This is a genomic window from Acidovorax sp. LjRoot66, assembly GCF_964253305.1.
Taxonomy (GTDB): Bacteria; Pseudomonadota; Gammaproteobacteria; order Burkholderiales; family Burkholderiaceae_C; genus Acidovorax.
On the sequence record NZ_CAXUQU020000001.1, the window covers coordinates 5622545 to 5641643 of the forward strand.

Annotated in this window: 19 protein-coding genes; 11 read left to right on the plus strand and 8 right to left on the minus strand. The window is 65.2% G+C overall.

The features are described from left to right. Window positions 1–36 precede the first annotated feature (36 nt). Genes ACSQ3Y_RS26375 through ACSQ3Y_RS26385 form a run of 3 tightly spaced genes read right to left on the minus strand, consistent with a single transcriptional unit; the run spans window position 37 to window position 3716 of the window. Window positions 37–1395 carry a homoserine dehydrogenase gene (locus ACSQ3Y_RS26375; protein WP_057268500.1) on the minus strand — a complete coding sequence of 453 codons (1359 nt, stop codon included), beginning with the start codon at window positions 1393–1395 and terminating at the stop codon, window positions 37–39. A gap of 11 nt (window positions 1396–1406) precedes the next feature. Continuing rightward, window positions 1407–2450, minus strand: a complete 1044-nt coding sequence (locus tag ACSQ3Y_RS26380; protein ID WP_057202150.1) for a DUF1176 domain-containing protein — start codon at window positions 2448–2450, stop codon at window positions 1407–1409. A 33-nt stretch (window positions 2451–2483) separates the two neighbouring features. Further along, window positions 2484–3716 carry a pyridoxal phosphate-dependent aminotransferase gene (locus tag ACSQ3Y_RS26385; protein ID WP_057202149.1) on the minus strand — a complete coding sequence of 411 codons (1233 nt, stop codon included), beginning with the start codon at window positions 3714–3716 and terminating at the stop codon, window positions 2484–2486. Between the two features lie 143 nt (window positions 3717–3859). On the opposite strand from ACSQ3Y_RS26385, the gene ACSQ3Y_RS26390 reads away from it, so the two are divergent. From ACSQ3Y_RS26390 to ACSQ3Y_RS26400, 3 genes are all read left to right on the plus strand, one after another. Further along, on the plus strand, window positions 3860–4237 hold the full coding sequence (locus ACSQ3Y_RS26390) for an Mth938-like domain-containing protein (protein ID WP_427999701.1): 378 nt from the start codon (window positions 3860–3862) through the stop codon (window positions 4235–4237). A gap of 198 nt (window positions 4238–4435) precedes the next feature. Continuing rightward, entirely contained in the window at window positions 4436–4921 is a 486-nt protein-coding gene (locus ACSQ3Y_RS26395; RefSeq protein WP_057202147.1) for a peroxiredoxin, read from the plus strand. Between the two features lie 172 nt (window positions 4922–5093). After that, window positions 5094–6869 (plus strand): PhoH family protein, encoded by a 1776-nt coding sequence (locus ACSQ3Y_RS26400; RefSeq protein ID WP_436179371.1) that lies wholly within the window; start codon window positions 5094–5096, stop codon window positions 6867–6869. 246 nt (window positions 6870–7115) lie between these two features. Here ACSQ3Y_RS26400 and dnaB read toward each other — a convergent pair whose 3' ends face one another. The 5 genes from dnaB to rpsF form a co-directional block, all read right to left on the minus strand. Then, window positions 7116–8546, minus strand: a complete 1431-nt coding sequence (gene dnaB, locus ACSQ3Y_RS26405) for a replicative DNA helicase (protein ID WP_057202145.1) — start codon at window positions 8544–8546, stop codon at window positions 7116–7118. 191 nt (window positions 8547–8737) lie between these two features. Next, window positions 8738–9190: a 50S ribosomal protein L9 gene (gene rplI / locus ACSQ3Y_RS26410; RefSeq protein WP_057202144.1), complete on the minus strand. Its 453-nt coding sequence runs from the start codon at window positions 9188–9190 to the stop codon at window positions 8738–8740. Between the two features lie 12 nt (window positions 9191–9202). Next, window positions 9203–9484, minus strand: a complete 282-nt coding sequence (rpsR, locus tag ACSQ3Y_RS26415) for a 30S ribosomal protein S18 (protein ID WP_005795932.1) — start codon at window positions 9482–9484, stop codon at window positions 9203–9205. An 18-nt stretch (window positions 9485–9502) separates the two neighbouring features. Beyond that, the gene (priB, locus tag ACSQ3Y_RS26420; RefSeq protein ID WP_057202143.1) at window positions 9503–9793 is read right to left on the minus strand and encodes a primosomal replication protein N; all 291 of its coding nucleotides are present in this window, start codon (window positions 9791–9793) and stop codon (window positions 9503–9505) included. Between the two features lie 21 nt (window positions 9794–9814). After that, window positions 9815–10192 (minus strand): 30S ribosomal protein S6, encoded by a 378-nt coding sequence (gene rpsF, locus ACSQ3Y_RS26425; protein ID WP_057202142.1) that lies wholly within the window; start codon window positions 10190–10192, stop codon window positions 9815–9817. 238 nt (window positions 10193–10430) lie between these two features. Here rpsF and grpE point away from each other — a divergent pair, with 238 nt between their 5' ends. The 8 genes from grpE to leuB all read left to right on the plus strand — a co-directional run bounded on the left by grpE (window position 10431) and on the right by leuB (window position 18913). Continuing rightward, the gene (gene grpE / locus ACSQ3Y_RS26430) at window positions 10431–10982 is read left to right on the plus strand and encodes a nucleotide exchange factor GrpE (protein WP_436179372.1); all 552 of its coding nucleotides are present in this window, start codon (window positions 10431–10433) and stop codon (window positions 10980–10982) included. A gap of 85 nt (window positions 10983–11067) precedes the next feature. After that, window positions 11068–13020 (plus strand): molecular chaperone DnaK, encoded by a 1953-nt coding sequence (gene dnaK / locus ACSQ3Y_RS26435; RefSeq protein ID WP_057202140.1) that lies wholly within the window; start codon window positions 11068–11070, stop codon window positions 13018–13020. Window positions 13021–13109: 89 nt separating this feature from the next. Next, on the plus strand, window positions 13110–14258 hold the full coding sequence (dnaJ, locus tag ACSQ3Y_RS26440; protein ID WP_427999698.1) for a molecular chaperone DnaJ: 1149 nt from the start codon (window positions 13110–13112) through the stop codon (window positions 14256–14258). Window positions 14259–14449: 191 nt separating this feature from the next. Continuing rightward, window positions 14450–15442: a LysR family transcriptional regulator gene (locus ACSQ3Y_RS26445; protein ID WP_057202138.1), complete on the plus strand. Its 993-nt coding sequence runs from the start codon at window positions 14450–14452 to the stop codon at window positions 15440–15442. Window positions 15443–15473: 31 nt separating this feature from the next. Beyond that, a complete protein-coding gene (gene leuC / locus ACSQ3Y_RS26450) occupies window positions 15474–16895 on the plus strand; it encodes a 3-isopropylmalate dehydratase large subunit (protein ID WP_436179373.1) in 1422 nt (473 codons plus the stop codon). A gap of 63 nt (window positions 16896–16958) precedes the next feature. Next, window positions 16959–17087: an entericidin A/B family lipoprotein gene (locus ACSQ3Y_RS26455; protein WP_057202136.1), complete on the plus strand. Its 129-nt coding sequence runs from the start codon at window positions 16959–16961 to the stop codon at window positions 17085–17087. A 14-nt stretch (window positions 17088–17101) separates the two neighbouring features. Then, complete coding sequence (gene leuD, locus ACSQ3Y_RS26460; RefSeq protein WP_436179374.1) at window positions 17102–17752, plus strand: 3-isopropylmalate dehydratase small subunit; 651 nt, start codon at window positions 17102–17104, stop codon at window positions 17750–17752. Between the two features lie 90 nt (window positions 17753–17842). Further along, entirely contained in the window at window positions 17843–18913 is a 1071-nt protein-coding gene (gene leuB, locus ACSQ3Y_RS26465) for a 3-isopropylmalate dehydrogenase (RefSeq protein WP_057202134.1), read from the plus strand. Window positions 18914–19099 lie beyond the last annotated feature (186 nt).

Below are 19099 nucleotides of genomic sequence, written 5' to 3' on the forward strand. Positions count from 1 at the left end.
GTCCCGTCTGCGTTCACAACGCAGGTGCCGGCTGCGTCAGTTGAGTTCTTCCTTGCGGATGCGCGTGATCGGGGCCAGCACGGTGGGCAGGGCCTGCATCTGGGCCAGCACGGTGTCCATGGTGCCTTCGCGCGTATCGTGCGTGAGGATGATGAGGTCGGTCTGCGGGACGCTACGTGTCCCCTCCGGTCCAGTGCCTTCTCCGCCCACTTCGTCGGCTTCTCGCTGCAGCATGGCGTCGATGCTGATGCCGGCTTCGGCCAGCAGGCCGGTGACCTTGGCCAGCACGCCGGCCTGGTCGGCCACGCGCAGGCGCAGGTAGTAGCTGGTGACCACTTCGCTCATGGGCAGCAGCGGCAGCGTGCCCATGGCATCGGTCAGCGTGTTGGCCTGGAAGGCCAGGTGCGGCACGCGGTGCTCGGGGTCGGCCGTGTGCAGGCGGGCGATGTCCACCAGGTCGGCAATCACAGCGCTGGCGGTGGGCTCGCTGCCCGCGCCCTTGCCGTAGTACAGCGTGGTGCCCACGGCATCGCCCTGCACCACCACGGCGTTCATGGCGCCTTCGACGTTGGCGATCAGGCGCTTGGAGGGCACCAGGCTCGGGTGCACGCGCAGCTCGATGCCCTTGTCCGCGCGCTTGGTGATACCCAGCAGCTTGATGCGGTAGCCCAGTTGCTCGGCGTACTTGATGTCGGCCGCGCCGAGCTTGGTGATGCCTTCGACGTAGGCCTTGTCGAACTGCACCGGGATGCCGAAGGCGATGGCGCTCATCAGCGTGACCTTGTGCGCGGCGTCCACGCCTTCGATGTCGAACGTGGGGTCGGCCTCGGCATAGCCCAGGCGCTGCGCTTCCTTGAGCACCACGTCGAAATCGAGGCCCTTGCTGCGCATCTCGGACAGGATGAAGTTGGTGGTGCCGTTGATGATGCCGGCGATCCACTGGATGCGGTTGGCCGTGAGGCCTTCGCGCAGCGCCTTGATGATGGGGATGCCACCGGCCACGGCGGCCTCGAAGGCCACCATCACGCCCTTGGCCGAGGCGGCCGCGAAGATCTCGGTGCCGTGCACGGCCAGGAGCGCCTTGTTGGCGGTGACCACATGCTTGCCGGCGGCGATGGCTTCGAGCACCAGCGCACGTGCGATGCCGTAGCCGCCGATGAGCTCGATGACGATGTCGATGTCGGGGTTGGCGATGATGGCGCGGGCGTCGTTGACGACCTGGATGTCAGCACCCACTGCGGCCCGGGCACGCTCCACGTCAAGATCGGCCACCATGGTGATCTCGATACCGCGGCCCGCGCGGCGGCGGATTTCTTCCTGGTTGCGCTGCAGCACGTTGAACACGCCGCTGCCGACGGTGCCGATGCCCAGCAGGCCTACTTGGATGGGTTTCATGGTCATAAAAATCAGGGTTTCCTGGAAACGGGGTTGGTGGGCAGAACCACCTTGGAAGTTCGGGCGGGCAATTGCCAGGCGCCGCCAGCAAAGCCGCGGCACAGGCTGTCGCCCGATTCGCCGGTGAGCACGAAGCCGCGGCCGTCGAAATGCCATTCCTGCATGGACCAGCAGTCGCCGATGCCGCGTCCCTTCATGGAGGAGCGGATCGACCCGTCTGCCGCATCGAATTCGCCTTCGGCGTCGAGAAGTTGCGGCTGGTAGGGCGGTCGGTCGTTGGCCAGCCAGTGCAGTCCACCGAAATTGTAGGCGCCCATGGCACAGGGGATGGACAGCAGTACCTTGCGCTCCGTGAGGCGATGCACCTGCAGGTCGGCGGGTTGGGGGGCATCGCCGTTGCAGCGCTCGCTAACGTCCTTGCGGTCGATGGCGGCGAGCAGTGGCTTGGCCAGCGCGGCATCGGCCTTGCGCTCGGGCAGCGGCCGCATGGCGTTGAGCACCGGCGCAGGCACCGGGCCCAGCACCGATGCCTCGGCCTTGTTGCCGCGCCGCACCAGGGCGCCCGGCGTGCCGACGCGGCCCTGGGCCTCGTCCATCTTCAGCAGCACGGCGCTGGCACCGGCGAGCGACAGCACCCACCGGTCCTTGCCGGCGGTGACGGTGGCTTCCTCGTTCTTCAGCAGTTCCTGCAGCAACGCCGCCACCTGGCTTGCAGGAACGCGGGGGATCTCTCCCGCAAGGCCGGACAGCGAGAGCTTGCCCACCTGGAGGTTCAGCGACGGCGGCGTGGCCTTCTCGGTCGAGACCTGCAGGTCCACCAGCACCGGGGCGTCAGGCCCGGCCTCGCGGGTCAGGCGGATGGACACCGGCTCCGAGTCACCGGCCTCGGCCTGGTAGCCCACGGCCCGGCAGGCTCGGGTGTTGTCGCACTGCAGGCCCCAGTCCTTGTGCGTGAAGCCCACCGGCTCCTTGTCGGCCGCCTGTGCTGCCGGCAACACCAGTGCCAGCGCGCACGCAAGGGGTGCCAGGTCACGGTGGGCAGGGCAGACACGCATGGGGAAGGATCTCCGGTCAACAGCCCGAGCGCCTCAGGCGGCGGTCTGCTGGCGCTTGCGGTATTGCTCCAGGAAGCGGGCCACGCGGCCGATGGCATCGCGCAGGTCCTCCTCGTGGGGCAGGAACACGATGCGGAAGTGGTCGGGCGCGGCCCAGTTGAAGCCCGTGCCCTGCACCAGCATGACCTTGGTTTCCTGCAGCAGCTCCAGGAAGAACTGCTGGTCGTCCTGGATGGGGTAGATGGCCGGGTCCAGGCGCGGGAACATGTACAGCGCGGCGCGCGGCTTGACGCAGGTGACGCCAGGAATGGCGGTGATCAGCTCGTAGGCCAGGTCGCGCTGCTTGCGCAGGCGCCCGCCATCGCCAACCAGCTCGTTGATGCTCTGGTGGCCGCCCAGCGCGGTCTGGATGGCCCACTGCCCTGGCACGTTGGCGCACAGGCGCATGTTGGAGAGCATGTTCAGGCCCTCGATGTAGTCGCGCGCCGGCTTCTTGTCGCCCGAGACCACCAGCCAGCCCGCACGGTAGCCACAGGAGCGGTAGCTCTTGGACAGCGAGTTGAAGGTGAGCGTGAGCACGTCCTCGCTGAGCGAGCCGATGGCGGTGTGCGTGGCGCCGTCGTAGAGCACCTTGTCGTAGACCTCGTCGGCAAAGATCACCAGGCCGTGCTCGCGAGCGATGGCCACGATGCCGCGCAGCAACTCGTCCGAGTACAGCGCGCCCGTGGGGTTGTTCGGGTTGATGACCACGATGCCCTTGGTGCGCGGCGTGATCTTGGCGCGGATGTCGGCCAGGTCGGGCATCCAGCCATTGGCCTCTTCGCACAGGTAGTGCACGGGCGTGCCGCCCGAGAGGCTGGCCGCCGCCGTCCACAGCGGGTAGTCGGGCGAGGGAAGCAGCAGCTCGTCGCCGTTGTCCAGCAGGGCGTTGGTGGCCATCACGATCAGCTCGCTGGCGCCGTTGCCCAGGTAGATGTCGTCGAGGGCCACGCCCTTGATGCCCTGCTTTTGCGTCTCGTGCATCACGGCCTTGCGGGCCGCGAAGATGCCCTTGCTGTCCGAATAACCGGCCGAGTTGGGCAGGTTGCGGATCATGTCCTGCTGGATCTCTTCGGGCGCATCGAAGCCGAACACCGCGAGGTTGCCGATGTTGAGCTTGATGATCTTGTGGCCGTCTTCCTCCATCTGCTTGGCCGCGTCCATGATCGGGCCCCGGATGTCGTAGCAGACGTTGGCAAGCTTGGCGGATTTCTGGACGGTTTTCATGCGCAGGAAGGTGCAGTGGACAAAGTGCGGTTCGCACCAGGGTCGGCCAAAGCGGCCAGTGGTTGGGCGAAACCTATAATTTGACCACAGATCACCTGCGAGTCGGGCCCCGGGGCCCGCGCCGCGCGCACCCACCGAACACCATGAAATTCCAGCCGGACAAAGCCAATGCACAAACCGTCACGGGGTATGGCCCGGGGTGGATCGGGGTGGATGGCGAAAAGATCACCCACAGCGTGATCGTCGGCTCGGACGGCCTGCGCCAGGCGTGGCCCTGCGCGCGCTTCGAGGACCTTACGGCCGAGCATTTCGCACAATTGGCGAAGCTCGAGACCGAGCTCATCATCTTCGGCAGTGGCCAGCGCAACCGCTTTGTGCCGCCTGCATGGCTGCAGCCACTGATGGCGCGTCGCCTGGGCCTGGAGACCATGGACACGGCCGCCGCCTGCCGCACCTACAACATCCTGGCGGGCGAGGGGCGCAACGTGGTCGCCGCGCTGCTGCTTGAATCGGCGCCTTGAAATGCCCTCCATCGCGCGCCCGAAGACACCCAAGGTACTGAACAGGTTCCGGCCTGTGTACTTTGGTTACAGAATGCGATTCGCGAAAGAGTCCGTTTCAGGGTAAAATCTCCGGTTGCGGTCAGGGGCCTTCCAAAAGCAATAACACTCCCACTCCCCTGGCTTATCAACGACTACATCCTGAGAGATTGAAGTGATATGGCGATCGTTGTCAACAAACCCCTCCCTGAATTTGAAGCCAACGCAACGGGTGGACTGAAGGTCTCCAACACCTCGCACCTTGGCCAAGTTCTGGTTCTGTACTTCTATCCCAAGGACAACACCCCGGGCTGTACGACGGAGGCCATGCAGTTCCGCGACAAGTACAAGGACTTCGTGAAGGCCGGCGCCGCCGTGTTCGGCGTATCGCGCGACAACATGAAGTCGCACGACGACTTCAAGGAAAAGCTGGAACTGCCGTTCGAGCTGATCGCCGACACCGAAGAGAAGATGTGCCACATGTTCGGCGTGGTCAAGAACAAGATCATGTACGGCAAGAAGGTCAAGGGCATCGAGCGCAGCACCTTCCTGGTCGGGCCCGATGGCCTGCTGGTTCAGGAATGGCGCGGCCTGAAGGTGCCCGGCCACGTGGACGAAGTCCTCAAGGCCGTCAAGGGCATCAAGACCCTGAAGAAGGCCGCCTGATCGCCGGCCACCCATGGCCGCTCCCTGCACTGCGGGGAACCGCCTCGGGGAATAGGCATAATGGTTCAATGCCCCTGGAAACTGGAACGCTTCCCTCCCCCAAAAAAGCCGCCTCGGCCTCCAGGCGGCTTTTTGTTTTCTGAATACCCCACTGCCCGAGGCCCTGCACACCATGCCCCTTCCTCCCGCTCCCGCACGACGCGCTGCCCTGCTCTCGCCCGAAGCCTATGACGTGACGGCCCAGCCCGGCCGCACCCCGCAACCTGCCGCCTCCGAAGCTGTGGAATCCACCGCCGCCGCGCGCGCACCCGCCCGCAAGACAGCCGCCCGCGCAGCGCTGCAGGCTGTGCCCACCACGGCACAAGCGACCGAACCACAACGGACCGCAGGCCGCAGCCGCAGCGAGCCGGTTGCAGCCCCCGCACCGGCGCCCACTCCTGTCACTGCACGCAGCACCCCGCCTGGCCGCAAGACCGCACGCACTGCCGCCACCCCCACGGCCGCCGCAGCGCCAGCCAGCCGCACCAGCGGCAGCACCAAGCGCGCGCGCCCCAGCGGCCCGTCCAAGCTGTTCGTGCTGGACACCAACGTGCTGCTGCACGACCCGACCAGCCTGTTCCGCTTCGAAGAGCACGACATCTTCCTGCCCATGATCGTGCTGGAAGAGCTCGACGGCCACAAGAAGGGCATGACCGAAGTGGCCCGCAACGGCCGCCAGACCAGCCGCACCCTGGACGCACTGGCCGGCGTGCACGGCGCCGACATCGCCCACGGCCTGAAGCTCGACTCCACAGGCCAGCGTGCCGCCGGCGGCCACCTGTTCTTTCAGACCGCACCGCTGGACTACAGCCTGCCCACCAGCCTGCCCCAGGGCAAAGCGGACAACCAGATCCTGGGCGTGGTGGAGGCATTGCGCAAGCTGCACGCACCGCGCGAGGTGGTGCTGGTGTCCAAGGACATCAACATGCGCGTCAAGGCGCGCGCCCTGGGCCTGAACGCCGAGGACTACCAGAACGACAAGACCCTGGAAGACGGCGACCTGCTGTACTCCGGCGTGCTGGCCCTGCCCCCGGACTTCTGGGTCAAGAGCGGCAAGAACGTGGAAAGCTGGCAGAGCGGGGTGCACACCTACTACCGCATCGGCGGCCCCATCGTGCCGCAGCTGATGATCAACCAGTTCGCGTACTTCGAGGCCCCTGGCGAGCCCAGCCTGTTCGCGCGCGTGAGCGAAATCCGCGAAAAGACCGCGGTGCTGCAGACCCTCAAGGACTATGGCTCGGCCAAGCATGCGGTGTGGGGCGTGACCACGCGCAACCGCGAGCAGAACTACGCCATGAACCTGCTCATGGACCCCGAGATCGACTTCGTGACCCTGACCGGCACGGCCGGCACCGGCAAGACCCTGCTGGCCCTGGCCGCAGGCCTGACCCAGGTGCTGGACGACCGGCGCTACACCGAGATCATCATGACCCGGGCCACGGTGAGCGTGGGCGAAGACATCGGCTTTCTGCCTGGCACCGAAGAAGAGAAGATGGGGCCCTGGATGGGCGCGCTCGACGACAACCTCGAATTCCTGGCCAAGGGCGATGGCGGCAATGCCGGCGAATGGGGGCGCGCCGCCACGAATGAGCTGATCAGGAGCCGCATCAAGATCAAGAGCATGAACTTCATGCGCGGGCGCACCTTCCTGAACAAGTACGTGATCATCGACGAAGCGCAGAACCTGACGCCCAAGCAGATGAAGACGCTGATCACCCGTGCCGGCCCCGGCACCAAGATCATCTGCATGGGCAATCTGGCGCAGATCGACACGCCCTACCTGACCGAAGGCTCCTCGGGCCTGACCTATGCGGTGGACCGCTTCAAGGGCTGGCCGCACAGCGGCCACATCACCCTGGCGCGGGGTGAGCGCTCACGCCTGGCGGACTTTGCCAGCGAAGTGCTCTAGAAATAGAGCACCCCCTGAGTCGCTTCGCGCCTTCACCCCTCTCTCGACTCGCTGCGCGAGTCGGGAGGGGGACGCCCCCCGGTGCGGCGGGGCGGCCCTTGCACGGGGGCACTGGTCTGGGCCGCGCCAGTTTCATGCGTCGCGGGCTATACCGCACACACTGAAAAACTGATTCCGCGCTAAAAATGCAAAAGGCCCCCGCCATTGGCGGGGGCCTTTTGCATTGGGGCGCCTCAACCTTGCGCGTCAATAGTCATCACCACCGCTGCCCATGGCGAGGTTTTCGAAGCGGGTCTGGTTCTTCTGGAAGAACAGCTTCACGGTGCCGGTGGGGCCGTTACGCTGCTTGCCGATGATGACCTCGGCCACGTTAGGCTCCTTGCTGTCCTTGTTGTAGTAGTCGTCGCGGTAGATGAACATGATGATGTCGGCATCCTGCTCGATGGCGCCCGATTCGCGCAGATCGGACATCATGGGGCGCTTGTCGGTGCGCTGCTCGACCGAGCGGTTGAGCTGCGACAGCGCGATCACCGGGCACTGCAGCTCCTTGGCCAGCATCTTCAGGCCCCGGGAGATTTCGCCCAGCTCGGTGGCGCGGTTGTCGGCACTGCCGGCGCCCGAGCCGCTCATGAGCTGCAGGTAGTCGACCACGATCAGGCCCAGCTTGCCGCACTGGCGCGCCAGCCGGCGCGCATTGGCACGCAGCTCGCCGGGGGTCAGCCCTGGCGTTTCGTCGATGTGCAGCGACACGGTGCGCAGCCGCTCGATGGCCTCGGTCAGGCGCGGCCATTCTTCGTCGGTGAGCTTGCCGGTGCGCAGGTTGCCCTGGTTCACGCGGCCGATGGAGCCGACGATACGCACGGCCAGCTGGGCGGCGCCCATTTCCATCGAGAAGATGGCGACGGGCAGGCCCTCGTTGAGCGCCACGTGCTCGGCGATGTTCACGGCAAACGAGGTCTTGCCCATGGAGGGGCGCGCTGCCAGCACCACCATGTCACCCGCCTGCAGGCCCGAGGTCATGCGGTCCAGGTCGGCAAAGCCGGTGGGCACGCCGGTCACGTCCACCGGGTTGTCGGCCATCTCCTGCACCTTGTCGAGCAGGTCGATCACCAGCTTGTCGAGCGACTGGAAGCCTTGCTTGGTGCGCGAACCCTCTTCGCCGATGGCGAAGATCTTGGCCTCGGCTTCATCCAGGATGCGCTCCACCGTCTTGCCCTGGGGGTTGAAGGCATTGGTGGAGATTTCATCGCTGGCCGTGACCAGCTTGCGCAGAATGGCGCGCTCGCGCACGATTTCCGCGTAGCGGCGGATGTTGCTCGCGCTCGGAACGTACTGCGCCAGGTTGTTCAGGTAGGTCAGGCCGCCTGCTTCCTGGGCATTGCCCAGGTTCTTCAGGTGCTCGAACACGGTGATCACGTCGGCTGGCTTGCTGCCATTGATCAGCGCACCGATGGCCGAGTAGATCATCTGGTGCTCGTGCCGGTAGAAGTGGCTCTCCACCAGCAGGTCGCCCACCCGGTCCCAGGCATTGTTGTCCAGCAGCAGGCCGCCGAGCACGCTGGACTCGGCCTCGATGGAGTGCGGTGGCGTGCGCAGCTTGGCAATCTCCTGGTCCTGTCCGGAACCGGAAGGCGGCACGAAACCCTGTTCATCGAGCGGGGGGAAGACAGCGGACATGGGGTTTCTCCGGGCAGGGGCCTGAATGGATGCATTCCGGCCACCCGCCAAGTGCGGCAACCGGGGATAAACCTTGGGGCAATCTGTGGATTACCGGTGGGCAATCCTGTACAAATGGCGGGGTCGAAAAGACAAAAGCCGCCCGAGGGCGGCTTTCGCGGCAAGTCACGCAGGTTACTACGTGCTGGCGATCAGGCGGTTTCGCCGTAGACCGACACGGTGACTTCCACCACCACGTCGGTGTGCAGAGCCACGCTGACCGTGGTTTCGCTGACGACCTTGATCGGGCCATTGGGCAGGCGAACCTGGGCCTTGGCAACCTTGTAGCCTTGCTTGCTCAGCTCTTCGGCGATGTCCTGGTTGGTCACGGAACCAAACAGGCGGCCGTCCACGCCAGCCTTTTGGGTCAGCTTGACGGTGGTGCCGGCCAGCTTTTCGCCTTCGGCCTGGGCTTGCGCCAGCTTGGCGGCAGCAGCCTTTTCCAGTTCGACGCGCTTGGCTTCGAAATCAGCCTTGGCCGATTCGGTGGCGCGGCGTGCGCGGCCCGAAGGGATCAGGAAGTTGCGAGCGTAGCCGTCCTTGACCTTGACGATTTCGCCCAGGTTGCCGAGGTTCACAACCTTGTCGAGCAGAATGATTTGCATGGGTTGTGCTCCTTAGATCTTGTGCTGGTCGCTGTAAGGCACCAGGGCCAGGAAGCGGGCGCGCTTGATGGCGGTGTTCAGCTGGCGCTGGAAGATGGCGCGCGTGCCGGTCAGGCGCGCGGGGATGATCTTGCCGTTTTCGGCGATGAAATCGCGCAGCGTGTCGACATCCTTGTAGTCGATTTCTTCAACACCGGTCACCGTGAAGCGGCAAAAGCGCTTGCGCTTGAACAGCAGGGACTGGGTGTTGCGCTTTGGGCGCTTGTCTTTGTTGAACTTCTTGAACGTGGCCATTGCGGACCCCTTGGAAAATTAATTTTGTTGAATATCCTGGATGTGGAGCACAGCGTTCCTGCCATTGCGCGGCGTGGCGAGAAAGCCGCTGAAAGTCCATCGACTTCCAATCTGCTGCCTCGCAAGCCGCTCGGCCATCGCACCGAATGCGACGGCCTTCATGGCTGCCTTGACGTCCCGCGGCTCGCCTGCCTCGTTTTGCCTGGACTCGTGTTCGAGCCGCAGGGCAACAGCAGGCAAACCGGCGGGGGTGTAGCGCAGGGCCTCAGCCTCGGCGATACAGGCCGTCAAGACGACGCGGTTCTCCACTCCCGAGAGGGCTGTGGACGATCAGCGCTCGCCGGCAGCGGCGTATTCCGCTTGGCTGGCCTTGCGGGCTTCTTCACGCTCGACGGTCTTCATCATTGAAGATGGGCCGGTGTCGGCCTTCTTCTTCTGAACCGTCAGGTGGCGCAGCACAGCGTCGTTGAACTTGAAGGCATGCTCCAGTTCAGCCATCACAGCCTGGTCGGCTTCGATGTTCACGCACAGGTAGTGGGCCTTGGCCAGCTTGTTGATCAGGTACGCCAGTTGACGGCGGCCCCAGTCTTCCACGCGGTGCACCTTGCCACCGCCAGCGGTGATCATGCCCTTGTAGCGCTCCAGCATGGCTGGAACTTGTTCGCTTTGATCCGGATGGATCAACAAAATGATTTCGTAATGACGCATGCATACTCCTTTTGGGTGAAACCACCCGCTGCGTCTAGAAGCGGTGTGGCAAGGCAAAGCCGTAGATTATAGCCCGCATCTTCGACCTTGTACACTCACCCCTGCTCCAAGAGGCTTGCCGCCCGGCCAATCCCCTCGCCCAGGTCGCCGCAGATGCCCCAGCATTGCGCGCGAACTTGAAATACCACACACACGCCCAACCTTGTGCGCGTACTGTTTTATTTACGAAGACCAAGACATGTCCGACAACAGCCAGCCAACCACCTCCCAAGACGCTACCTCCCCCGAAGAAATTGAAGCCGCCATGGCCGCCAATGCCTCTGACGAGCTGGCGCGCCTGCAAGGCGAGCTGGCCGAGCTCAAGGCCAAGAGCGCCGAGCTGGCCGACCAGTTCCTGCGCGCCAAGGCCGAGGCCGAAAACGCCCGCCGCCGCGCCGAAGACGAAGTCACCAAGGCCCGCAAGTTCGGCATCGAGAGCTTTGCCGAGAGCCTGCTGCCCGTGGCCGACAGCCTGGATGCCGCCCTGGGCATCAAGGAAGCCACGCCCCAGCAGCTGCGCGAAGGCGCCGACGCCACCCTGCGCCAGCTGACCTCGGCGCTGGAGCGCAACAAGGTGCTGGCCATCAACCCGCCTGCCGGCGAGAAGTTCGACCCCCACCAGCACCAGGCCATCAGCGTGGCGCCTGTCGAGCAGGAGCCCAATACCGTGGTGGCCGTGCTGCAAAAGGGCTACAAGATCGCCGACCGCGTGCTGCGCCCGGCGCTGGTGACCGTCACCGCCCCCAAATAAATGGTGGATAACGGCTTGAAGCCAGCCAAGTTATCCACACGTTACTAGTTATCCAAATCACTCAAACATCGCGGAGAAGAACATCATGGGAAGAATCATCGGTATTGACCTGGGCACCACCAACAGCTGCGTTTCCATCATGGAGGGCAACACGACCCGCGTGATCGAAAACAGCGAAGGCGCCCGCACCACGCCTTCCATCGTGGCCTACCAGGAAGACGGCGAGATCCTCGTCGGCGCCTCGGCCAAGCGCCAGGCCGTGACCAACCCGCGCAACACGCTGTACGCCGTGAAGCGCCTGATCGGCCGCAAGTTCACCGAGAAGGAAGTGCAAAAGGACATCGACCTGATGCCCTACAAGATCGTGCCCGCCGACAACGGCGACGCCTGGATCGAAGTGCGCGGCAACAAGCTGTCGGCCCAGCAGGTGTCTGCCGACATCCTGCGCAAGATGAAGAAGACTGCCGAAGACTACCTGGGCGAGCCCGTGACGGAAGCCGTCATCACCGTGCCCGCGTACTTCAACGACGCCCAGCGCCAGGCCACCAAGGATGCCGGCCGCATCGCCGGCCTGGACGTCAAGCGCATCATCAACGAACCCACCGCTGCCGCCCTGGCCTTCGGCCTGGACAAGCAGGAAAAGGGCGACCGCAAGATCGCCGTGTATGACTTGGGTGGCGGCACGTTCGACGTGTCCATCATCGAAATCGCCGACGTGGACGGCGAAAAGCAGTTCGAAGTGCTGTCGACCAACGGCGACACCTTCCTGGGCGGCGAAGACTTCGACCAGCGCATCATCGACTACATCATCAGCGAGTTCAAGAAGGAACAGGGCGTGGACCTGTCCAAGGACGTGCTGGCCCTGCAGCGCCTGAAGGAAGCCGCCGAAAAATCGAAGATCGAGCTGTCCAACTCGGCCGCGACCGACATCAACCTGCCCTACATCACGGCAGACGCCTCCGGCCCCAAGCACCTGAACATCAAGCTGACCCGCGCCAAGCTGGAAGCCCTGGTGGAAGAGCTGATCGAGCGCACCATTGCCCCTTGCCGCACGGCCATCAAGGACGCTGGCGTGTCGGTCTCCGACATCCACGACGTGATCCTGGTCGGCGGCATGACCCGCATGCCCAAGGTGCAGGAGAAGGTCAAGGAATTCTTCGGCAAGGAACCGCGCAAGGACGTGAACCCCGACGAAGCCGTGGCCGTGGGCGCCGCCATCCAGGGCCAGGTGCTCTCGGGTGACCGCAAGGACGTGCTGCTGCTGGACGTGACCCCCCTGTCCCTGGGTATCGAGACCCTGGGCGGCGTCATGACCAAGATGATCACCAAGAACACCACGATCCCGACGAAGTTCGCACAGACCTTCTCGACCGCCGACGACAACCAGCCGGCCGTGACGATCAAGGTGTTCCAGGGCGAGCGCGAAATGGCCTCGGGCAACAAGGCCCTGGGCGAGTTCAACCTCGAAGGCATTCCACCCGCAGCGCGCGGCACGCCGCAGATCGAGGTGTCGTTCGACATCGACGCCAACGGCATCCTGCATGTGGGCGCCAAGGACAAGGGCACGGGCAAGGAAAACAAGATCACCATCAAGGCCAGCTCCGGCCTGTCGGAAGAAGAAATCCAGAAGATGGTGAAGGACGCCGAGCTCAACGCGGCCGACGACAAGAAGAAGCTGGAGCTAATCCAGGCGCGCAACCAGGGCGAAGCCGCCGTGCACAGCGTGAACAAGAGCCTGGCCGAGCATGGCGACAAGCTCGACGCCGCCGAGAAGGAAGCGATCACCTCGGCCGCGAAGGCCCTGGAAGACGTGCTCAAGGGCGAAGACAAGGCCGCCATCGAGGAAAAGACGACCGCGCTGATGGCCGCCAGCCAGAAGCTGGGCGAGAAGATGTACGCCGACGCGCAAGCCGCGCAGGCGGCGGCCGGTGCCGGTGCGGGCGACGCATCGGGCGGCCAGCAGGCATCCTCCTCCAACAGCAAGCCCGACGACGACAACGTGGTCGATGCCGAGGTGAAGGAAGTCAAGAAGGGCTGAACACGCCCCGTTTGACCCGATCCGCCGCGCGAGTTTCCTGACCAGGGGGCTTGCGCGGCGTTCCTGTTCCAACCGGGCCCAGAAAGACCATGTCCAAACGAGACTTTTACGAAATCCTGGGCGTTCCCAAGAACGCCTCGGACGAAGAAATCAAGAAGGCCTATCGCAAGCTGGCGATGAAGCACCACCCTGACCGCAACCAGGGTGATGCCTCCAAGCCTGCGGAAGAGAAGTTCAAGGAGGCCAAGGAGGCCTACGAGATGCTCTCCGACCCGCAAAAGCGGGCCGCCTACGACCAGTATGGCCACGCCGGGGTGGACCCCAACATGCGCGGGCCCGGTGGCGCGGGCGCCGAGGGCTTCGGCGGCTTTGCCGAGGCGTTCGGCGACATCTTCGGCGACATGTTCGGCCAGCAGGGCGGGCGCGGACGCGGCGCCGGTGGAGGCCGCCAGGTCTACCGCGGCAGCGACCTGAGCTACGCCATGGAGATCACCCTGGAAGAGGCCGCGCGCGGCAAGGATGCGCAGATCCGCATCCCCTCGTGGGAGGCCTGCGACACCTGCCACGGCAGCGGCGCCAAGCCCGGCACCAGCGCCAAGACCTGCGCCACCTGCACGGGCAGCGGCACGGTGCAGATGCGCCAGGGCTTCTTCAGCGTGCAGCAGACCTGCCCGCACTGCCGCGGCACGGGCAAGATCATTCCCGAGCCCTGCACCACCTGCCACGGCCAGGGCAAGCTCAAGAAGCAAAAGACGCTGGAAGTGAAGATCCCTTCGGGCATCGACGACGGCATGCGCATCCGCAGCACCGGCAATGGCGAGCCCGGCACCAATGGTGGCCCGCCGGGCGACCTGTACATCGAGATCCGCCTGAAGAAGCACGACATCTTCGAGCGCGATGGCGACGACCTGCACTGCCAGGTGCCCGTGAGCTTCATCACGGCCGCCCTGGGCGGCGAGATCGAAGTGCCCACCCTTGCGGGCAAGGCGGCCATCGACATCCCCGAAGGCACCCAGGCCGGCAAGCAGTTCCGCCTGCGCGGCAAGGGCATCAAGGGCGTGCGCGCCAGCTACCCGGGCGACCTGTACTGCCACATCGCGGTCGAGACCCCGGTCAAGCTGACCGAGCACCAGCGCAAGCTGCTGCGCGAGCTGGAAGACTCGCTCAAGAAGGGTGGCGCCCGCCACTCGCCCAGCGGCGAGAGCTGGACGGACCGGCTGAAGAACTTCTTCAGCTGACCGCCCCAGGCAAGAGCCCCCTGCAACCGCACAGCGCCACCGGCCTGTGCGGTTTTTTCTTGCTCCACGCGCTCCGCGAAGACCCCACCCGCGATGGACGACATCGCGGTTCACGATGACCCACGGGCGCCATTTATAGGAAAATACAAAAACACCTTCTCGAAACGAGAAGCAAAAGACACCCAACCCCGATGAAAAGCTCCGAGCGCAGTTTTGCGCGCCGCATTGACCTCACTTCGCTGCAGCTGTTTGTGGCGGTGTGCGAGCTCGGCAGCATCGGCCGCGCGGCGGAGCGCGAATTCATCGCGGCCTCGGCCGTCAGCAAGCGCCTGTCGGACCTGGAAACCGCCGTGGACACGGCCCTGCTCTACCGCCACAGCAGGGGCGTGACGCTGACCCCTGCCGGCGAGAGCCTGCTGCACCACGCGCGCACGGTGCTCTTCGGCCTGGAGCGCATGCAGGGCGAACTCAGCGAATACGCCGATGGGGTGCGCGGCCATGTGCGCATGCACGCCAACATCTCGGCCATCTTCCAGTTCCTGCCCGAGGACCTGGGGGCGTTCGCGCGTGCGCACAGCCAGATCAAGATCGACCTGCAGGAGCACCTGAGCAGCGACGTGCTGAACGCCGTGCACGAGGGTGCAGCCGACCTGGGCATCTGCAACGTCGGCATGGCCACGGGCACCGGCGGCACCGGGCTGCAAAGCCGCCCCTACCGCGCTGACCATCTGGTATTGGTGGTGCCAGAGGCACATGCATTGGCACAGCACGCCGCCATCGGCTTCGAAGAGGTGCTGGACTGGGACATCGTGGGCCTGCACGCCAACAGCAGCATCAGCCTGGCGATGCGCGCAGCGGCCGCAGCCACCGGGCGCCCGCTGCGCCAGCGCATCCAGGTCACCGGCCTCGATGCCATGTGCCGCATGATCGACAACGGCCTGGGCGTGGGCCTGCTGCCCGACCGCGCCTTCGAGCTGATGCGCGGCGTGGGCCACCTGCGCGCCATCCCGCTGACCGAGGCCTGGGCCCACCGCGAGCTGCGCGTGGTGGCCCGCGATTTCGACGCCCTGCCGGTGACCGCGCGGCTGCTGGTGGAGCACCTGGCACCGCTGCAGCCCGACGTGGTGAGCGCCCACGCACATCCCGCCCCTGGCACGCTTTTGCCTGCGGGCACGCCCCATTAAAATCACATTACCCACCTGAAAGAGACACACCATGGGACGCACCCTGTACGACAAGATCTGGGACGAGCACGTTGTCCACACCGAAGAGGACGGCACCTCCATCCTCTACATCGACCGCCACCTGGTGCACGAAGTCACCAGCCCCCAGGCCTTCGAAGGTCTGCGCGAGGCGGGCCGCAAGGTGTGGCGCATGAGCTCCATCGTCGCCACCGCCGACCACAACACCCCCACCACGGGCTGGGAGAGTGGCTACGACGGCATCACCGACCCGATCAGCAAGGAACAGATCACCACGCTGAACGACAACATGGCGCAGATCCAGCCGGCGGCGTTCTTCCCGTTCATGCACAAGCGCCAGGGCATCGTGCACGTGATCGGGCCTGAGAACGGCGCCACCCTGCCGGGCATGACCGTGGTCTGCGGCGACAGCCACACCAGCACGCACGGAGCCTTCGGTGCACTGGCCCACGGCATCGGCACCTCCGAGGTCGAGCACGTCATGGCCACCCAGACCCTCTTGGCCAAGAAGGCCAAGAACATGCTGGTGCAGGTGGACGGCCAGCTCGCCAAGGGCATCACCGCCAAGGACATCGTGCTGGCCATCATCGGCAAGATCGGCACGGCCGGCGGCACGGGCTACACCATCGAGTTCGCAGGCTCGGCCATCCGCGGCCTGTCCATCGAAGGCCGCATGACCGTGTGCAACATGGCCATCGAAGGCGGCGCACGCGCCGGCCTGGTGGCCGTGGACGACAAGACCATCGAATACGTGCGCGGCCGCCCCCTGTCGCCCACGGGCGTGGAGTGGGACCAGGCCGTGGCCTACTGGAAGACCCTGCAATCGGACCCCGACGCGCACTTCGATGCCGTGGTCAAGCTCGACGCAGCCGACATCCTGCCGCAGGTCACCTGGGGCACCTCGCCCGAGATGGTTCTGGGCATCGACGCCCGCGTGCCCGATCCCGACAAGGTAAAGGACGCCAACAAGCGCGGCGCCATCGAGCGCGCGCTGACCTACATGGGCCTCACCCCCGGCAAGCCGATCAACGACATCACCATCGACAAGGTGTTCATCGGCTCGTGCACCAACAGCCGCATCGAGGACATGCGCGAAGCCGCTGCCGTGGTCAAGAAGCTCGGCCGCAAGGTGGCCAGCAACGTGAAGCTGGCCATGGTGGTACCCGGTTCGGGCCTGGTCAAGGAGCAGGCCGAGCGCGAAGGCCTGCACGAGATCTTCAAGGCTGCGGGCTTCGAATGGCGCGAGCCCGGCTGCTCCATGTGCCTGGCCATGAACGCCGACCGCCTGGAGCCCGGCGAGCGCTGCGCCAGCACCAGCAACCGCAACTTCGAAGGCCGCCAGGGTGCTGGCGGCCGCACCCACCTGGTGAGCCCCGCCATGGCCGCAGCCGCTGCCGTGCACGGCCACTTCGTGGACATCCGCCAGTTCGCCTGAACCCTTCATCCCCCCATTGATCCAACCCCCGTTGGCCTTTCCACCGCCCCTAGGAGCCCCTTCATGAAGAAGACTGCCGCATTCATCGCCTTTTCGCTGGCTTTCCTGCTGGCCGGCTGCAACACCGTCAAGGGCGTGGGCCAGGACGTCCAGCGGGCAGGCGGCGCCCTCGAGCGCGCTGCCAACAAGTAATCAGGCACACCACCATGCAGAAATTCACCTTGCTCAAGGGCCTCGTGGCCCCCATGGACCGCGAGAACGTCGACACCGACGCCATCATCCCCAAGCAGTTCCTCAAGTCGATCAAGAAGACCGGCTTTGGCGTGAACCTGTTCGACGAATGGCGCTATCTGGACCACGGCGAGCCCGGCCAGGACCCCGCCAGCCGCAAGCCCAACCCCGACTTCGTGCTCAACCAGCCGCGCTACCAGGGCGCCTCGGTGCTGCTGGCACGCAAGAACTTCGGCTGCGGATCGAGCCGCGAGCACGCGCCCTGGGCGCTGGACCAGTTCGGCTTTCGCGCCGTGATCGCGCCGAGCTTTGCCGACATCTTCTTCAACAACTGCTTCAAGAACGGCCTCTTGCCCATCGTGCTGCCCGAAGCCACGGTGGCCCAGCTGTTCGACGAGGTGCTGGCCTTCCCCGGCTACCAGCTCACCATCGACCTGGAACGCCAGGTCGTCGTGCGCCCTCAGGGCGAAGAAATTCCCTTCGAGGTGCAGGCGTTTCGCAAATACTGCCTGCTCAACGGCTTTGACGACATCGGACTGACCTTGCTGCAGTCCGACAAGATCCGCGCCTTTGAAGCGCAGCGCTTGGCCACGAAGCCCTGGCTCGCGCACACCATGGTTTCCTGAACCCAAAAACCACCAGTTCATCGACCAGTGGCCGTCGCAGCCCGGTGCAAGCCAGGGCGCGCGGCCATTCACTTTAAGAAGAAGTCCTTCATGAAAATCGCAGTTCTGCCGGGTGACGGCATCGGCACCGAAATCGTCGCAGAGGCCGTCAAGGTCCTCGAAGTGCTGGACCTCCAGTTCGAGATGGAATCGGCCCTGGTGGGCGGCGCCGCCTACGAGGCGCACGGCCACCCCCTGCCCGACGCCACGCTGAAGCTGGCCAAGGACGCTGACGCCATCCTGTTCGGTGCAGTGGGCGACTGGAAGTACGACAAGCTGGACCGCCCCCTGCGCCCCGAGCAGGCCATCCTGGGCCTGCGCAAGAACCTGGGCCTGTTCGCCAACTTCCGCCCTGCCATCTGCTACGAGCAACTGGTGGGCGCATCGAGCCTCAAGCCCGAGCTGATTTCGGGCCTGGATATCCTCATCATCCGCGAGCTGACGGGCGACATCTACTTCGGCCAGCCGCGTGGCCGCCGCATCGCCACCGATGGCCACTTCCCCGGTGCCGAAGAGGCCTTCGACACCATGCGCTACAGCCGCCCCGAGGTGGAACGCATCGCGCACGTGGCCTTCCAGGCCGCACGCAAGCGCAGCAAGCGCGTGACCAGCGTGGACAAGGCCAACGTGCTCGAGACCTTCCAGTTCTGGAAGGACATCGTGACCGAAGTCGGCAAGGAATACCCCGACGTGGAACTGGACCACATGTATGTGGACAACGCCGCCATGCAGCTGGTGCGCGCACCGAAGAAGTTCGACGTGGTGGTGACGGGCAACATGTTCGGCGACATCCTCTCGGACGAAGCCTCCATGCTCACCGGCTCCATCGGCATGCTGCCCTCGGCCTCGCTCAACAGCAGCAACCAGGGCCTGTACGAACCCAGCCATGGCAGCGCACCCGACATCGCCGGCAAGGGCGTGGCCAACCCACTGGCCACCATCCTCTCGGCCGCGATGATGCTGCGCTTCTCGCTGAACCAGGAAGCCGCCGCCCAGCGCATCGAAGCCGCCGTGCAGGCGGTGCTGGCCCAGGGCCTGCGCACGCCCGACATCTGGAGCGAAGGCACGACCAAGGTCGGCACCGCGCAGATGGGCGACGCCGTCGTGCAGGCGCTCAAGTAACAGGCATCTGCACGGTGCAAGGGGCGGCCTCGGGGCCGCCCTTTTTCGTTGTGCAATGCCGTCGCGCTGGTCCCTTGAGCGCTGTACCGGGCTTGCGATATACTCCTGACCCTATGTTTGCCGCCCACACGTTCGCCCTGAACATTGCACCCGCCGCCACGGCCGGTGTGGCTGCGCGCGCAACCA

Bases quoted from the DNA above. Each gene is read 5' to 3' on its own strand.
- ACSQ3Y_RS26375 (WP_057268500.1), bottom strand. From the start codon at position 1,395: ATGAAACCCATCCAAGTAGGCCTGCTGGGCATCGGCACCGTCGGCAGC.
- ACSQ3Y_RS26380 (WP_057202150.1), bottom strand. From the start codon at position 2,450: ATGCGTGTCTGCCCTGCCCACCGTGACCTGGCACCCCTTGCGTGCGCG.
- ACSQ3Y_RS26385 (WP_057202149.1), bottom strand. From the start codon at position 3,716: ATGAAAACCGTCCAGAAATCCGCCAAGCTTGCCAACGTCTGCTACGAC.
- ACSQ3Y_RS26390 (WP_427999701.1), top strand. From the start codon at position 3,860: ATGAAATTCCAGCCGGACAAAGCCAATGCACAAACCGTCACGGGGTAT.
- ACSQ3Y_RS26395 (WP_057202147.1), top strand. From the start codon at position 4,436: ATGGCGATCGTTGTCAACAAACCCCTCCCTGAATTTGAAGCCAACGCA.
- ACSQ3Y_RS26400 (WP_436179371.1), top strand. From the start codon at position 5,094: ATGCCCCTTCCTCCCGCTCCCGCACGACGCGCTGCCCTGCTCTCGCCC.
- dnaB (WP_057202145.1), bottom strand. From the start codon at position 8,546: ATGTCCGCTGTCTTCCCCCCGCTCGATGAACAGGGTTTCGTGCCGCCT.
- rplI (WP_057202144.1), bottom strand. From the start codon at position 9,190: ATGCAAATCATTCTGCTCGACAAGGTTGTGAACCTCGGCAACCTGGGC.
- rpsR (WP_005795932.1), bottom strand. From the start codon at position 9,484: ATGGCCACGTTCAAGAAGTTCAACAAAGACAAGCGCCCAAAGCGCAAC.
- rpsF (WP_057202142.1), bottom strand. From the start codon at position 10,192: ATGCGTCATTACGAAATCATTTTGTTGATCCATCCGGATCAAAGCGAA.
- grpE (WP_436179372.1), top strand. From the start codon at position 10,431: ATGTCCGACAACAGCCAGCCAACCACCTCCCAAGACGCTACCTCCCCC.
- dnaK (WP_057202140.1), top strand. From the start codon at position 11,068: ATGGGAAGAATCATCGGTATTGACCTGGGCACCACCAACAGCTGCGTT.
- dnaJ (WP_427999698.1), top strand. From the start codon at position 13,110: ATGTCCAAACGAGACTTTTACGAAATCCTGGGCGTTCCCAAGAACGCC.
- ACSQ3Y_RS26445 (WP_057202138.1), top strand. From the start codon at position 14,450: ATGAAAAGCTCCGAGCGCAGTTTTGCGCGCCGCATTGACCTCACTTCG.
- leuC (WP_436179373.1), top strand. From the start codon at position 15,474: ATGGGACGCACCCTGTACGACAAGATCTGGGACGAGCACGTTGTCCAC.
- ACSQ3Y_RS26455 (WP_057202136.1), top strand. From the start codon at position 16,959: ATGAAGAAGACTGCCGCATTCATCGCCTTTTCGCTGGCTTTCCTGCTG.
- leuD (WP_436179374.1), top strand. From the start codon at position 17,102: ATGCAGAAATTCACCTTGCTCAAGGGCCTCGTGGCCCCCATGGACCGC.
- leuB (WP_057202134.1), top strand. From the start codon at position 17,843: ATGAAAATCGCAGTTCTGCCGGGTGACGGCATCGGCACCGAAATCGTC.